Below are 13616 nucleotides of genomic sequence, written 5' to 3'. Positions count from 1 at the left end.
TCTTGTGTTTCGCTGCGCAGTTCATCCAGCTGGGCTAGCCACTCCTGCATACCTGCCGGCAAGTTCTTGCCGTCGGCGGCAAGCTCGGCCAGACCCAGCAGCTGCTCGGCTGATTCGCCTTCGCTCTCGCCCAGCAGCTGCATGAGTGCTTCCACATCCTCCGCCTGTTGCCCGCCAAGAATCTCGGCAAAGCTCGCAACGCCCTCTGTATCACCCTTTTCAGCTGTGCTGGCCGACGTCGTCGAAGATTTGACCTGGGGTGATCCGCTACTGAAAAACGCCAGCAGATTCTGACTGACCGACATTACGCATTCTCCACTGCAAGAAAGGGGAAGGATCCTGGAGAGGTCAATGCAAAGGGCGCGCCAGTTTGGCGTCGTAGCGCTCAGATTCCCAGCAGCGGGACTACACGCAGAAACGATTGCTGGATATTTTCGTAGCTGCGCCGCGCGGCCTCCGCGTCTTCGGCCATCCCGGCCTGCTCGGCATCTTCGCAGGCTTGCTGCAGGGCTGTAGCGCCCATATTGCCGCAACTGCCCTTGAAGCTATGCGCGGTCTGGCGGAATTCATTCCAGTCACCGGCCTCCAGGCTGAGGCGCAAGCGGGCCAGGCGGTCGCGCGCATCCTTGCTGAAAGTCTCGAGTAGCAGAGCGTAGTCATCCTGCATCAGCTCGCGCAGGGCATCCTGCACAGAAGGGTCTATATCCATGGGCAAATCCGGCATGCAGTCCGTGTCTCCTGGGTGTCCATCAGCCGCTCATTCAGCTGCCGGCAGTATGCCCAAGCCGCCAGGCAAAGACTACCTTGACCTGATTACCCCTGGCGTTGAAACGCAGATCGTCCGACAGCGCCCGCACCAGCTCAAGACCTCGGCCGGCATATCCCCCATGGCGCTGGCCCGTGTGCTGCTCAACGAAACCGTCACCGCTATCCTCGATCTCTATGGCCAGCACACCACCGTCGACATCGGGCTGGTGGTCGAGCACAACCCGCACCCAGCCATCTCGCAACAGGCGCAGACGCCGATTGCGTTCCAGGTAGTACCGGGTGAAGCCGTGGGAGTCGAGCTTCAGCGACGAATCCAGTTGCAGCAGGCCATGCTCCAGCGCATTGCTGTACAGCTCGCTGAGGATAGTGAACAACCTGCCCGCGTGGGCGCGAAGCCCGGGCACCTCCATCAGTACCTTGAGCAGGAAAGGCAGCGGATTGTGCTCGCGAATTGATGCCGCGCGGAAGGTATAGGCCAGTTCCCAGTCTTGTCCGTCCAGCTGTCTGACGTCTTCGTGCAGCAGGGTTGCCGGTGGCGCCTGCAATGGCTGCATGATCACTTCCAGCAGGCTGATGTCGTCCTCGGGGCTGCCATGAAAGGCTTCCAGAGCCAGCAGCAAACCATCGAAGATCACCTCAGGGCGGTTCTGATGTTCGCCGATCAGATCGACGACCCGCTCCTCGCCAAACTGCTCGCCGGCTCGGTTACGGCTTTCGATCACCCCGTCGGTCAGGCATAGCAGCCGCTCGCCGCGGCTCATCGGCAGCATCACCGGCGTCGGATCGAATCGCTCGGCCGTGGCCACCCCAAGCGGCAAATGCGTCGACGGCACACGGTGCAGTAACTCTCCGCCACACCCGAGCATCAGAACCTCAGGCAGGCCACCGTTCCAGATTCCGACCAGACCCTTGTCCGGGTTGATCTCGATCAGCACCGCGCAACAGAAGATATCCACCGGCAGAATACGGCTGAGCTTGCTGTTGGCCTCGAGCAGGATGTCGCGCAAACCGAAGCCACGGGCGGTCATCGAATAGAATATTTCCGCCAGGGGCATCGCACCTATGGCCGCAGAAAGGCCGTGGCCTGTAAAGTCCCCGAGCAAGATGTGCATGCCGCCAGAGGGTTTGTAGGCGGCCAGCAGTATGTCACCATTGAACATCGCAAACGCCGTCTGTACGTAACGCAGATTTTCCGCGCCCAGGCTGCCGGCATGCGCCACGCGGTCGTAGATGATTTTTGCCAGTTGCTGCTCGTGCAGCAGGCGCACGTGCTGGCTGCTGATCAGGTCACGCTGCTCCTGCAGCGTCTGATGCATCTCCTGCATGCGGCTGAATGCCTGGATCTTGGCTTGCAGGATGACTGGATTGTAAGGCTTGGTGAGGAAGTCGTCGCCGCCGGCTTCGAGGCACTTAACCAGTGCGCCGGTTTCGGTAAGACTGGTCAGAAAGATGATTGGTATCAGATTCTCGCCCGACTGCAGCTTCATCCGCCGGGCCGCCTCGAACCCGTCCATTACCGGCATCAGCGCATCGAGCAGCACAAGATCTGGCTGCCGCAGGCTGAATTGCACCAAAGCTTCCAGGCCGTTCTCGGCGCTGATCACCTCATGCCCAAGGCGCGACACCAGGCGAGCCAGGATCATCCGATCGGTAGGGTTGTCATCAGCGATGAGGATTTTCAGCGGCGCTGCCTGCTGGTCCGTCACCATTCCCGGGAATCGGTTATCGGACGTTCGGGTCCCCGGCATAGGTTATTCGATACTGAACAGCTGTTCGAAGTTGGAAATGCTCAGAACCTTGCGCACGTTCTCGTTGCAATGAATGATGCGTATGTCAGCCGCATCGCCGCCAGCGTGATCCCTGAGCAATAGCAGCATGCCCAGAGCGGAACTGTCGATGTAGTCAGTATCATTGAGGTCAACGACGAACCGCTGCGGTGTTAATCCGCCGCGCTCGTAGGCTTCGCGAAAATCCTGATGCGCGCTGAAATCGAACCGCCCGGATACCTTGATTGTCAGTTCCTGGCCGTCTGGGGAGAGGGTGGCCTTGATCGGCATGGGTCTTCCTTATTGATAGCTGCACAGGGGTAAGTACAGCACAGGGATGGTGAACTGTCAGGGATTATTTGGGACCGCGTTCGAAGGCCCGCTGGGAAAGTTCGTCGAGCAGTTTCTGTTCCTGACGGTCGGCCTTGAGCCGGGCCTCTTCGCGATAGCGCTCTATCAGCTTACGCAGTCCTTCGAGACGTTGATAGCGCTGTCGCCACTGTTCACGGGTCTTTTCCAGGCTCTGACCGTTCCATTTCACGGTCTGCTGCTGCTGTTCGATGGCGGTCTGCATCTGTGCCAGAAAGCGCTGATAGTTGAGCAACCAGTCGCGCCCGACGCCCTGCTGACCGCGCTGAACCCAGCCCTTTTGATATTCGCTGCAATAATATTCCAGGTCCTGCAGGCGCGCCTGGGCTGAATCGAGCTGTTGCTGCGCCTCACCCAGCCTGCCTGCCGCCTTGCGTTCCTCCTCCAGAGCCATATCCAGTACCGGCGCCAGACGCCTGATCCGGCTTTCACTCATGGCTGATCAACTGTTCCAGCGAGGCGCGGCTGTCGGTCAGGTTCACCTTGACCTGCAGACCCTGACGCAGGAACGCCTGCATCTCAGGCATTTTTTCCATGGCCATGTCGGTCAGCGAATCGGAGCCGGCCGAATAGGCGCCAACGCTGATAAGGTCGCGACTCTGCTGGTAGCGGGCATATATCTGTTTGAAGCGCTGGGCACTCTGCATCTGCGTTTCATTGACGATCTGTGGCATCGCCCGGCTGATTGAGGCCTCGATATCGATCGCCGGATAGTGGCCTTCTTCGGCCAGACGGCGCGACAGCACCACGTGGCCGTCAAGAATCGCGCGCGAGGCATCGGCAATCGGATCCTGCTGATCGTCGCCCTCCGACAGTACCGTGTAGAACGCGGTAATCGAGCCACCGCCCTGCTCGGCATTGCCGGCCCGCTCGACCAGCTGGGGCAGTTTGGCGAATACCGACGGCGGGTAACCTTTGGTAGCCGGCGGCTCGCCGATCGCCAGCGCGATCTCGCGCTGGGCCTGTGCAAAGCGGGTAAGCGAATCCATCAGCAGCAGCACGTTCTTGCCCTGATCACGGAAATACTCGGCGATGCGGGTGCAATACATTGCCGCGCGCAGGCGCATCAGCGGAGCATCATCCGCCGGCGAGGCAACCACCACCGAACGCGCCATTCCCTTCTCGCCGAGGATCTGCTCGATGAACTCCTTTACCTCGCGGCCGCGCTCGCCGACCAGACCGACGATGGTGATATCGGCATCGGTAAAACGCGTCATCATCCCTAGCAACATACTCTTGCCCACACCACTACCGGCGAACAGACCCAGACGCTGGCCGCGGCCGACGGTAAGCAGTGCATTGATCGAGCGAATACCTACATCCAGCGGCTCTTCAATCGGATGACGTTTCAGCGGGTTAATGGTAGGGCCGTTGAGGTCGACCCAGTCGTCGGCACGGAAATCGCCCTTGCCGTCCAGTGGCCGACCGATACCGTCGACCACGCGACCCAGCATCGCGGTGCCCATCGGCAGCTTGCCACCGCCCTTGGAAGGTACGACCCGCGCACCTGGCTGCACGCCCTGCAAGGTATCAACCGGCATCAGGTAGATCTTGCTGCCGGCAAAGCCCATTACCTCAGCCTCGATCTGACTGTGCCCCTGAGGGGTCTCGCTAATGACCATACAGCGGCTGCCGACCGGCGCCTTGCAGCCTTCGGCCTCCAGCGTCAGCCCGACCATGCGGATCAGACGACCCTCGACCACCGGCTCGTCGGGGAGTTTCAGAGCGGTTTCATAGGCGCCCAGACGGCGGGCAAAGCTGATGCGTTCAGGCCTTTTCATCGGCCTGCTCCTCAACGCCTGGGGAGCTGTCCTGGGGCTGTACACTGATATCCGCTGCGGGAGGATGGGCACGCTGTTCGCGATGCTCCTCGAACAACTGTTCGGTTATCTGCTGCAGGCGGGTTTCCATGGTGGCATCGAGCTGACTGTGCTCGGTTTCCAGGCGGCAGCCGCCCGGCAGCAACTGGTCATCCTCGAGCAGACGCCATTTTTCCTCATGACGCTCGCGCAGCGCCTTGGCGGCGTCGAAGTCGACCGGATTGAGATAGATACGAATATTCTCGGCGCCCATTGGCAGCGCTTTCATCGCGCCCCTGAGTACTCTGGTGATCTGGCTGGAGTCGGTCTGCAGTTCGCGCTGCACCACCTGGCGAACCATGGTCTCGACCAGCTTGAGCAGCATGTCCTCGATCTGGTCATCCTGGTCCTGCATCGGTTCCATCAGTTGCGTCATCAGCGCTTCAAGTTCGGCCAGGCGGGCGTCAACCTTTACCTTCGCCTCCTGCTGGCCCTTGAGCTGTCCGGAATGAAAACCGTCCTTCTCACCGGTGGCGAAACCCTCGTTGTAGGCTTCCTCGCGAATCTGCTCCAGCTCCTCGACCGTAAACGGCTTGGGCGCTTCTTCCTGCAGTTCTTCCTCGGCGCCGAGCTCGGAATCCAGGGCGGCATCGGCGTCCGCTTCCGGCTGCTCGCGATCCAGCGGCACCTGATGCGGTTCGGCGTCAAAGCTGGGCAGGTCCCAACGGGCAAAGGCCGACTGTTCGCCGCCACGCAGCAGCTCGCTGTCTTCGGTTCGTGCCGCCGTGCTGCTCGGGGTTTTCATCTACAGGCTTCCCAGTACCGGCATGTCAGATCATTTCCTCGCCACCCTTGCCGCCGAGCACGATCTCGCCAGCGTCGGCCATGCGTCGGGCAATGGTCAGGATTTCCTTTTGCGCTGCCTCGACCTCGCTGATACGCACCGGTCCCTTGGCCTCGAGGTCGTCCTGCAGCAGTTCGGAAGCGCGCTTGGACATGTTCTTGAATATCTTTTCCTTGATTGCCTCGTCGGCGCCCTTGAGAGCGATGATCAACACATCGGAGGAAATTTCCCGCAGCAACGCCTGGATTCCGCGGTCGTCCACGTCCGCCAGGTTGTCGAATACGAACATCAGATCCTCGATCTTGCTGGAGAGGTCCTCGTCCATGTCGCGAATCGCCTCGATCAACTGCGACTCGGTGGTCGATTCCAGGAAGTTCATGATGTCTGCAGTGCGCTTCACGCCGCCCATGTTAGCCCGGGTGGTAGTCGAGTTGCCGGCGAACTGCTTTTCGAGGATTTCGTTGAGCTCTTTGAGCGCAGAAGGCTGCACAGTGTTCAGCGCAGACACACGCAGCAGCACGTCGAGGCGAACCTTGTGGTCGAAATAGGTGATCACCTCGGCCGCCATGTCAGGATCCAGATAAGCAACGACAATCGCCTGGATCTGCGGGTGCTCGAAGCGGATCACATCGGCCACCGCCCGCGGCTCCATCCATTTCAGGCTGTCCAGACCGGAGGTGTTGCCGCCAAGCAGAATGCGGTCGACCAGACCATTGGCCTTGTCCTCGCCCAGCGCCTGGGTAAGCATGGTGCGAATATACCTGTCGGAGCCAACACCCAGCCCGGTCTGCTCGCTGACGGTCTCGATGAAGTCGCCCATGACCTGGTGCACGTGCTCGCGATTCACCGTGCGCAAACCGGCCATCGCACTGCCGACCCGCTGCACTTCCTTCGGCCCCATGTGCTTGAGAATCGCGGCAGCGTCGGACTCACCCAGGCTCAACAGAAAGATCGCGGCCTTGTCCAGTTTTGACAATTTGGAGGGGCGCTTGACTGCTTCTTCACTCATCGGCGTTGATCCACTCTTTGACTACCTGGGCCACGCGGCCGGTATCTTCAGCCAGCAATCCCTTGATCGCGTTCAACTGCTGTTCATAATCCGCGCCCGGTGACGGCAGCAACATCGCCGCGCCAGCGCCGCCGGCCACAGCGGACAGGCTGACCTGATCATCGCGCAGATCACCGTCCAGTCCGCCGCTACCGCCATACTCGGCCGGGTACCCGCCAGCGCCGGTTGCTCGGCTCGTCGTGGTCAGGTTCTTCAGTACCGGACGCAGCACGCCGAACACCAGAATCAGGATGAACAGCACGCCGAGAATCTGCTTGGCCACATCCCAGAACCAGGGCTTGGACCAGAACGGGATTTCCGGCAACGGCTCCAGTTCGGCCTGGGCAACGAAGGGACTGTTGATCACGCTGACGCTGTCGCCACGGCTGACGTCATAGCCTACCGCATCCTGCACCAGCCGTGTCAGGCGAGCAAGGTCCGCTTCGGTCAGTGGCGTGCGGGTGGTCTCACCGGTTTCCGGGTTGACCGTGACCGGATCGTCGACCACTACTGCAACCGACAGGCGCTCGAGGCGGCCCTGCTGCTGGCGGGTGTAGCTGATCTGGCGATCAAGCTCGAAGTTGCGGGTGGCCTGTTCCCGAGTATCTACTGGCGCGGCCGGCAAGGGCGCGCCTTCAACCGCCGGATCTGCCTGTTCCTCGGGCACCTGCGCCGCGCCCGGGGGCTGATTGACCAGGGCGCCGGGAATACCACGCGCCTCCTGACCGGCACCGCGTGCTTCGGTCATTACCTGCTCGCTACGCAGAGCCGATTCGGGGCTGAACATTTCAGCGGTGGACTCGACAGTGCTGAAATCCACATCGGCGGACACCTCTGCCCGATAGCGACCAGAGCCGACAATAGGCTGCAGGATACTGTTGACCCGACGTGTATAGGTTTCTTCCATACGCCGGGTGTAATCAAACTGGCGTCCAGCCACGGTCAGTTCGCTGAGCTCGCTCTGATCGGACAGCAGAGTGCCGCTCTGGTCGACAACGGTCACCTCGCCCTTGCCCAGCTCGGGAACACTGGTCGCCACCAGATTGACGATGGCCATGACCTGGGACGGCTCCAGCGCCCGACCGGAATACATTTCCAGCATTACCGAAGCGCTGGGCTTGCGGTCATCGCGCACGAACACAGTGGAGCGCGGCATCGCGATGTGGACGCGGGCCGACTTGATGTTGTACATGCTGGAGATGGTGCGGGCGATTTCGCCCTCGAGGCCGCGGCGGTAGGTGGCCGCCTCCATGAACTGACTGGTGCCGAGCCCGCGCTCACGGTCGAGAATCTCGAAACCCAGATTATCGTCGCGCGGCGTCACACCGGCACCGGCCAGCCGCATGCGCGCGTCACTGAGGTCTTCACTTGCAACCAGCAGTGCGCCGGTATTGGGATCGATGCGGTAGTCGATACGGCTGGTCTGGAGAATTTCCGTCACTTGGGCCGAGTCGAAACGCTGCATGTCGTTGTAGAGGATCTGATAGTCCGGCTGCTGCGACCAGAGCACCACCGCAAAACCGATGGCCACACTGGCAGCCAGGCCAACGAGCAGACCGAATTGACGCAGGATCGGCAGCTGCGACAGATTGTCCAGAAAGCTCATGCCCAGAAACGGCTTGCGATCGCCGCCAGCGGGAGCCTGGGGCCGGGTGGCCGGTGTGTTTGCGGTGTTCGCGGAATCCATTTTCTACCCTCGGTCAATCACGGCAAATCAGATGGGCATGTTCATTATGCTTTCGTAGGCAGACACCATCTTGTTGCGCACCTGCAACGCAGCCTGGAACGCAACGCTGGATTTCTGCGAAGCAATCATCACTTCGGTGAGGTCAATGCCGGGGTCGCCACGTTCGTAGCCGGTCTGCAATTCGGAGGTAGTCTTCTGCATTTCGTTGACCCGGTCCACTGCATTTTTCAGCAGATCGTCGAAAGCGGGGCCGTTGACGTTCTGCTCCACAGGCGCAGGCGCCTGCGGGCGGCCCATGGCTTCCATCTGCATGGAGCGCATCTGCAACATCAAACGATTGAACTCGACACCCTGGGTCATACCAATCTCCAAACCGTATTTTTTTGACGGCGACTGTAGCTTTAAGATTGATAGAGCAAGATCAATGCCAACTAGAAGCGCAGCTCGACATCCAGACCGGCATCACGCATCTGCGCCAGCTTGTAGCGCAGGGTACGCGGGCTGATACCCAGTTTGTCTGCAGCCTCTTTACGACGGCCGCGTTCAGCCCGGAGCACATCGAGGATCAGCTGGTATTCGCGCTGCCTGACACCCACGCCGAGGTCGGTCGTCAGATTGTTGGCAGAGGGAGAATCGGGGGCTATATCGGGGTTCGCCTGCGGCGACGGATTGCCGTCACGCTCGGCGGAAGAAAAAACCGGGGCGGTGGGCGCAGTGAACGCGGGGCGATCAATCAGGCCGCTTGCTGCCGGCGTGACCGGACTACCCGGCTGTACCGCCAGACACAGATCCTGGGCATGAATCACGCCGCCGTGTTGCAGAATCAGCGCGCGCTGCACGGCGTTATCCAGCTCGCGTACGTTGCCCGGCCAGCCGTGCTGCTGCATCGCCTGGCAGGCATCCTCGGCGAAGCGCACCACTGGCTGGTTCATCTTGCTGATATGCTTGTCCAGCAGCCGCTGGGCGATCGGGACGATATCACCGACCCGCGCGCGCAACGGCTGCCACTGCAACGGAAAAACACCGAGGCGGTAGTAGAGATCCTCGCGGAATCGCCCGGCGGTGACTTCCGCCGGCAGATCGCGGTTGGTGGTAGCAATCACGCGGATATCCAGCTGGACCAGCTTACGGCCACCCACGCGCTCCACCTCCCGCTCCTGCAGCACACGCAGCAGCTTGGCCTGCAGCGCCAGCGGCATCTCGGAAATTTCGTCCAGTAGCAGCGTACCGCCGTTGGCCTGCTCGAACTTGCCCGACTGCGCCGCCACAGCGCCGGTAAAGGCGCCCTTCTCGTGACCGAACAGCGTGGCCTCGAGCATGTTGTCCGGGATCGCTGCGCAGTTGATCGCAATGAAGGGTTGTTGCGCCCTGGACGAAGCCTGGTGGATATAACGCGCCAGAACTTCCTTGCCGGTCCCGGACTCGCCGGAAATCAGCACGGTTGAGTCGCTTGCGGCAACTCGACTGGCCAGCTGCAATAGTTGCTGACTGGCCGGCTCCACCGCTACCGGCCCCTCCAGCTTGCCGGACTGCAGGCGGCCCAGAGCATACTGACCCAGCAGGTCGAGCAGCGCTTTCGGCTCGAAGGGTTTGACCAGATAATCCACCGCGCCGTCGCGCATCGCGCCGACCGCGTTCTGTACAGTGCCATAGGCGGTCATCAACAGTACCGGCAAATGCGGATGCTGCTGGCGCAGCGCGCGCAATAGACCATGACCATCCATACCCGGCATATTCACATCGCTCACCACCATACAGACGGATTCGCGCTGCAGCAGTGCCAGCGCAGTCTCGCCGTCTCCGGCCTCAAGGTAATCGTAGCCGCCCAGGGTGAGCGTGTCGGCCAGCGCCTCGCGCAGAGCACGATCGTCTTCGACCAGCAGAATACGTGGCTTGCTCATGGGCGAGCTTCCCGACCGTTACCCTGAGTACCGGCGGGCTGCAACGGCAGCAGCAATTCGGCGCAGGTACCCCAGCCAGCCTTGCTGCGCAGATAGAACGCGCCGCCATGGGCCGCGGCCACCGATTTAACCACCGACACACCCAGGCCAGTGCCCTGGGAGCGGGTGGTGAAGAAGGGCTCGCCTATCTGCGCGCGCTGGGCGGCGTCCATACCGCAGCCGGTATCAACCACCGCCAGGCTGAGCTGCCCTTCAATCAGACGCGCGCATACCTTGAGCTGCGGATAATGGCCGCCGGCCTGAATGGCATTGTCGATCAGATTGGTCACCGCGCCGATCAGCGTGTCGCTGTTGCAACGCAGCAGCGCATCGGTATCGCAACGGTTCTCCCAGCGGCAGGTGGCGCCGGCCTGACCCAGCATCGGCTCGGCCTGCTGACGCAGGGCTGCGAACAGCTCGCTCACGGTCAGGCGCTCGGTCATCGGCAGATCGCCCTTGGCGAACAACAGCATGTCGCGCACCTGATGCTCGATAGTCTGCAGGCGGCTGGTCAAGCGCTCGCCAAAACGCTGGCGATGCTCCAGCGGCAGCGCGTTGTCATTCAGGTGGCTGGCATACAGCATCGCCGTGGAAAGCGGCGTACGAATCTGGTGGGCGAGCGACGCAACCATGCGGCCAAGGGCGGAGAGCCGCTCATGGCGGGCCAGCTGACTCTGCAACTGGCGGGTTTCGGTTTGATCGTTGACCAGGATGATCTGGCCCGGCTCACCGTTCAGCGAGCGGGTCGCCAGGGACACCCGGCGGCCACTGCGCAGAGATACTTCGTGATAATCGTCATCCCGGGGAGCAAAACGGTCGCGAATCAGATCACGCCACAGTTGCCCTTCCAGTGGCTCGCCGAGCAGCTCCCGGGCGGCCGGATTGGCTTCGCGTACGCGGCCATTGCCATCGAGCACCACGACGCCACCCGGCAGCAGGTCCAGCAGATTCTGCAGGCGGGAGGCGAGGCAGGCTTTTTCCGCCAGCTCCTGGTCGCGCTGCACGCGCGCCTGGTCAAGCTGACCCTGCAGCGAGGCAACCTGTGCCTGCAAAAGGGTATGGGAAGAGGACAGCCGGTCCGACATTTCCTGGAACAGCGCATGGGCGCGCTCAAGCTGAGCTTCGCTTCGCTGCGGGCGGGCGCCCGGGCCGTCGATCTGTTGATCGACTTCGGTGGCGGGCAGGTGTTGGGCAGTCAGAACCATTGGTCATCCCCTGATTACAATACGTCTCGTCAGGGGTGACAAAGCAAGGCCTGTGCCATCATTGCCAGATCTATTTAAATCAATAAGTTACAATCGATCAAGCAATATCGCGTCAGTCTTCTGACAGCTCGACTCCGCGATTGATTCCGTACTTGCGCATCTTCTCGACCAGCGTTGTCCGGCGGATACGCAGCCTTTCCGCGGCCCGGGCCACCACGCCGTTGCATTCATCCAGCGCCTGCTGGATCAGCGTCTGCTCGAGCCCACCCAGGTATTCCTTGAGATCCAGGCCTTCGGGCGGCAGATAGGCAGGACTGTCCAACCCGACCAGCCCACTGAACGCTTCGTCACGCTCGTCCTCATCGGCGCGCAACTTGCGCAGGTCTTCCTGGTCGTCTTCCACGTAGCGGAACTTGCGCGGCAGCTCACCCACGCCGATTACACCATGGGGATGCATGATCGCCATACGCTCGACCAGGTTGGCCAGCTCACGCACGTTGCCCGGCCAGTCGTGCTGACACAGGGACATGATCGCCGAGGTGCTGAAACGGATCGACCCGCGCTTTTCCTTCTCCAGACGCGTGATCAGCTCGTTCAGCAGCAGCGGCAAATCCTCGATCCGCTCGCGCATCGCCGGCATCTCGATCGGGAACACATGCAGACGGTAGTAAAGATCCTCGCGGAAACCACCCTCCTCGATCATCGTCTCGAGATTCTTGTGGGTCGCGGCAATCACCCGCACATCGGCGGTCTGCACCTTGTTGCTGCCGACGCGCTCGAAGGTTCTTTCCTGCAGCACGCGCAGCAGTTTGACCTGCATCGGCAACGGCATGTCACCGATCTCGTCGAGAAACAGGGTGCCGCCCTGGGCCAGTTCGAAGCGTCCGGCACGGCTGGTAATGGCCCCGGTAAAGGCGCCCTTCTCGTGCCCGAACAGCTCGCTCTCCAGCAGCTCCGCCGGGATGGCGCCGCAGTTGACCGGCACGAACGGCTCATCCTTGCGCTTGGAATGGTAGTGCAGGTTACGCGCGACCACTTCCTTGCCGGTTCCGGACTCGCCTAGAATCAGCACGGTGGCTTCGGTGTCGGCCACCTGCTGCATCATCTGTCGTACGGACTGAATGCTGCGGCTGGTACCTACCAGGCTACGGAACAGGTTGGGCTCGCGCTGGCGCTGACGATTACGCTCATCAAAGACCTCGCGGTACACCTGAGCGCGATGCAGCGCATCGAGCAGCTGGTTGTAGCCCAGCGGCGGCGTCAGCACTGCGAGCAGCCGCTGGCGCAAATGCTCCGGCCAGTGGGAGGCCTGTTCGGCGCACTGCAGGACAACCGGGAGATTCTCATCCCACTTATCCAGCTGGCCAATCAGACCCTGCACGCCATTCGGCTCGGCGCAGTGGCCAAGAATGACGCATTTGAAAGTACCGGGGCTGGTTATCTGTTGTTCCACATCCGACTGCCAGTTGGCAGAGGTGCTCAGAATGACCTCTTCACCCAGAAAGGCGAGAATTACACTCAGGTCCTGACGACCCTGGGGCGCATCATCGATCAGCAAAATATGGCTGTTGGGCAACATAGGCGAGGCGGGTGTCCTGTAAACACGCAATAACGGCACCGCGAGTTGATAGCGTAGTGCCACACTGACAAACGTCGCTCAAAGGTAGTCAGATTTGCTTCGCGAGTCAAATAGTTGGCGCAGTTTTATGGCACTTTTATGTAGAGGTATTCAGATGCACTGATTTGCTCAGCCAAACATCTGATAGACCTTGGCGCCCTGCTTGCTGCGCTGCAGGTCCTGAAGCTCTTCAGCCAGCTTGCCCTGCACCGCCTGACACAGCGCTACCACTTCGCGGTAGGTGGTCAGCAGGTTGTCCAGCGCATCGGCCAGAGCCTGATCGTCGCGATCTTCCTGCGCCATGGCCTGGGCCACCAGTTCACGGCAAACGCCGTCCAGGCTGCTGACCTGCTGCCAGTCGCCTGCGTGGACCGCCTCGACCAGCGCCTGATGGGTATCTTCCAACTGCTTGACCGCAACCGTCATGATCTTTTCCTCAGTGTTGGCCAATGCCATCCCAGCCTTCCTTCACATCGCGCAACAGAGCCGCGACCTCGTCCAGCATGGCCGGATCATTCTTCAGGTTGGCCATGCTCAGACGCTGCAGCATGTAAGCATAAAGGCTATCCAGA

At 61.2% G+C, this 13616-nt stretch carries 14 protein-coding genes and 1 pseudogene; all 15 read right to left on the bottom strand.

Translation table 11 applies throughout. From position 1 onward, the window contains the following. Positions 1-305, bottom strand: a pseudogene (locus ABYA88_RS12875) (hypothetical protein); the annotation flags it as partial. Between the two features lie 80 nt (positions 306-385). Next, positions 386-724: an Hpt domain-containing protein gene (locus ABYA88_RS12870; protein ID WP_373187757.1), complete on the bottom strand. Its 339-nt coding sequence runs from the start codon at positions 722-724 to the stop codon at positions 386-388. A 37-nt stretch (positions 725-761) separates the two neighbouring features. Then, complete coding sequence (locus tag ABYA88_RS12865; protein ID WP_373187756.1) at positions 762-2477, bottom strand: SpoIIE family protein phosphatase; 1716 nt, start codon at positions 2475-2477, stop codon at positions 762-764. A gap of 42 nt (positions 2478-2519) precedes the next feature. Continuing rightward, the gene (locus ABYA88_RS12860; RefSeq protein ID WP_373187755.1) at positions 2520-2825 is read right to left on the bottom strand and encodes an STAS domain-containing protein; all 306 of its coding nucleotides are present in this window, start codon (positions 2823-2825) and stop codon (positions 2520-2522) included. Positions 2826-2889: 64 nt separating this feature from the next. Beyond that, a complete protein-coding gene (fliJ, locus tag ABYA88_RS12855; RefSeq protein WP_373187753.1) occupies positions 2890-3339 on the bottom strand; it encodes a flagellar export protein FliJ in 450 nt (149 codons plus the stop codon). Then, positions 3332-4684: a flagellar protein export ATPase FliI gene (fliI, locus tag ABYA88_RS12850; protein WP_373187752.1), complete on the bottom strand. Its 1353-nt coding sequence runs from the start codon at positions 4682-4684 to the stop codon at positions 3332-3334. Before fliI ends, fliJ begins: the two co-directional genes overlap by 8 nt. Next, positions 4671-5507, bottom strand: a complete 837-nt coding sequence (gene fliH, locus ABYA88_RS12845) for a flagellar assembly protein FliH (RefSeq protein ID WP_373187750.1) — start codon at positions 5505-5507, stop codon at positions 4671-4673. The genes fliI and fliH overlap by 14 nt, the downstream gene beginning before the upstream one ends. Positions 5508-5532: 25 nt before the next feature. Next, entirely contained in the window at positions 5533-6555 is a 1023-nt protein-coding gene (fliG, locus tag ABYA88_RS12840; protein ID WP_373187749.1) for a flagellar motor switch protein FliG, read from the bottom strand. Next, positions 6548-8281 carry a flagellar basal-body MS-ring/collar protein FliF gene (fliF, locus tag ABYA88_RS12835; protein WP_373187748.1) on the bottom strand — a complete coding sequence of 578 codons (1734 nt, stop codon included), beginning with the start codon at positions 8279-8281 and terminating at the stop codon, positions 6548-6550. Before fliF ends, fliG begins: the two co-directional genes overlap by 8 nt. 27 nt (positions 8282-8308) lie before the next feature. Beyond that, positions 8309-8641 (bottom strand): flagellar hook-basal body complex protein FliE, encoded by a 333-nt coding sequence (gene fliE, locus ABYA88_RS12830; RefSeq protein WP_373187746.1) that lies wholly within the window; start codon positions 8639-8641, stop codon positions 8309-8311. Positions 8642-8712: 71 nt separating this feature from the next. Continuing rightward, positions 8713-10182 (bottom strand): sigma-54-dependent transcriptional regulator, encoded by a 1470-nt coding sequence (locus ABYA88_RS12825; RefSeq protein WP_373187745.1) that lies wholly within the window; start codon positions 10180-10182, stop codon positions 8713-8715. Beyond that, entirely contained in the window at positions 10179-11426 is a 1248-nt protein-coding gene (locus tag ABYA88_RS12820) for a PAS domain-containing sensor histidine kinase (protein WP_373187744.1), read from the bottom strand. Before ABYA88_RS12820 ends, ABYA88_RS12825 begins: the two co-directional genes overlap by 4 nt. Before the next feature lie 112 nt (positions 11427-11538). Beyond that, complete coding sequence (locus ABYA88_RS12815; RefSeq protein WP_373187743.1) at positions 11539-13005, bottom strand: sigma-54 dependent transcriptional regulator; 1467 nt, start codon at positions 13003-13005, stop codon at positions 11539-11541. Between the two features lie 168 nt (positions 13006-13173). Beyond that, on the bottom strand, positions 13174-13500 hold the full coding sequence (gene fliT / locus ABYA88_RS12810) for a flagellar protein FliT (protein WP_373187742.1): 327 nt from the start codon (positions 13498-13500) through the stop codon (positions 13174-13176). Further along, positions 13481-13576: a hypothetical protein gene (locus ABYA88_RS12805; RefSeq protein ID WP_373187759.1), complete on the bottom strand. Its 96-nt coding sequence runs from the start codon at positions 13574-13576 to the stop codon at positions 13481-13483. The genes fliT and ABYA88_RS12805 overlap by 20 nt, the downstream gene beginning before the upstream one ends. Positions 13577-13616: the final 40 nt, after the last annotated feature.

Source organism: Halopseudomonas sp., from assembly GCF_041579695.1.
In the GTDB taxonomy this organism is placed as follows: domain Bacteria; phylum Pseudomonadota; class Gammaproteobacteria; order Pseudomonadales; family Pseudomonadaceae; genus Halopseudomonas.
The sequence above is the reverse complement of the archived record's forward strand: the minus strand, read 5'-3'. Positions and strand labels throughout refer to the sequence as shown.

Bases quoted from the DNA above. Each gene is read 5' to 3' on its own strand.
- fliT (WP_373187742.1), bottom strand. From the start codon at position 13,500: ATGGCATTGGCCAACACTGAGGAAAAGATCATGACGGTTGCGGTCAAG.
- fliF (WP_373187748.1), bottom strand. From the start codon at position 8,281: ATGGATTCCGCGAACACCGCAAACACACCGGCCACCCGGCCCCAGGCT.
- ABYA88_RS12865 (WP_373187756.1), bottom strand. From the start codon at position 2,477: ATGGTGACGGACCAGCAGGCAGCGCCGCTGAAAATCCTCATCGCTGAT.
- ABYA88_RS12820 (WP_373187744.1), bottom strand. From the start codon at position 11,426: ATGGTTCTGACTGCCCAACACCTGCCCGCCACCGAAGTCGATCAACAG.
- ABYA88_RS12825 (WP_373187745.1), bottom strand. From the start codon at position 10,182: ATGAGCAAGCCACGTATTCTGCTGGTCGAAGACGATCGTGCTCTGCGC.
- ABYA88_RS12870 (WP_373187757.1), bottom strand. From the start codon at position 724: ATGCCGGATTTGCCCATGGATATAGACCCTTCTGTGCAGGATGCCCTG.
- fliJ (WP_373187753.1), bottom strand. From the start codon at position 3,339: ATGAGTGAAAGCCGGATCAGGCGTCTGGCGCCGGTACTGGATATGGCT.
- fliI (WP_373187752.1), bottom strand. From the start codon at position 4,684: ATGAAAAGGCCTGAACGCATCAGCTTTGCCCGCCGTCTGGGCGCCTAT.
- ABYA88_RS12860 (WP_373187755.1), bottom strand. From the start codon at position 2,825: ATGCCGATCAAGGCCACCCTCTCCCCAGACGGCCAGGAACTGACAATC.
- ABYA88_RS12815 (WP_373187743.1), bottom strand. From the start codon at position 13,005: ATGTTGCCCAACAGCCATATTTTGCTGATCGATGATGCGCCCCAGGGT.
- fliE (WP_373187746.1), bottom strand. From the start codon at position 8,641: ATGACCCAGGGTGTCGAGTTCAATCGTTTGATGTTGCAGATGCGCTCC.
- fliH (WP_373187750.1), bottom strand. From the start codon at position 5,507: ATGAAAACCCCGAGCAGCACGGCGGCACGAACCGAAGACAGCGAGCTG.
- fliG (WP_373187749.1), bottom strand. From the start codon at position 6,555: ATGAGTGAAGAAGCAGTCAAGCGCCCCTCCAAATTGTCAAAACTGGAC.
- ABYA88_RS12805 (WP_373187759.1), bottom strand. From the start codon at position 13,576: ATGGCCAACCTGAAGAATGATCCGGCCATGCTGGACGAGGTCGCGGCT.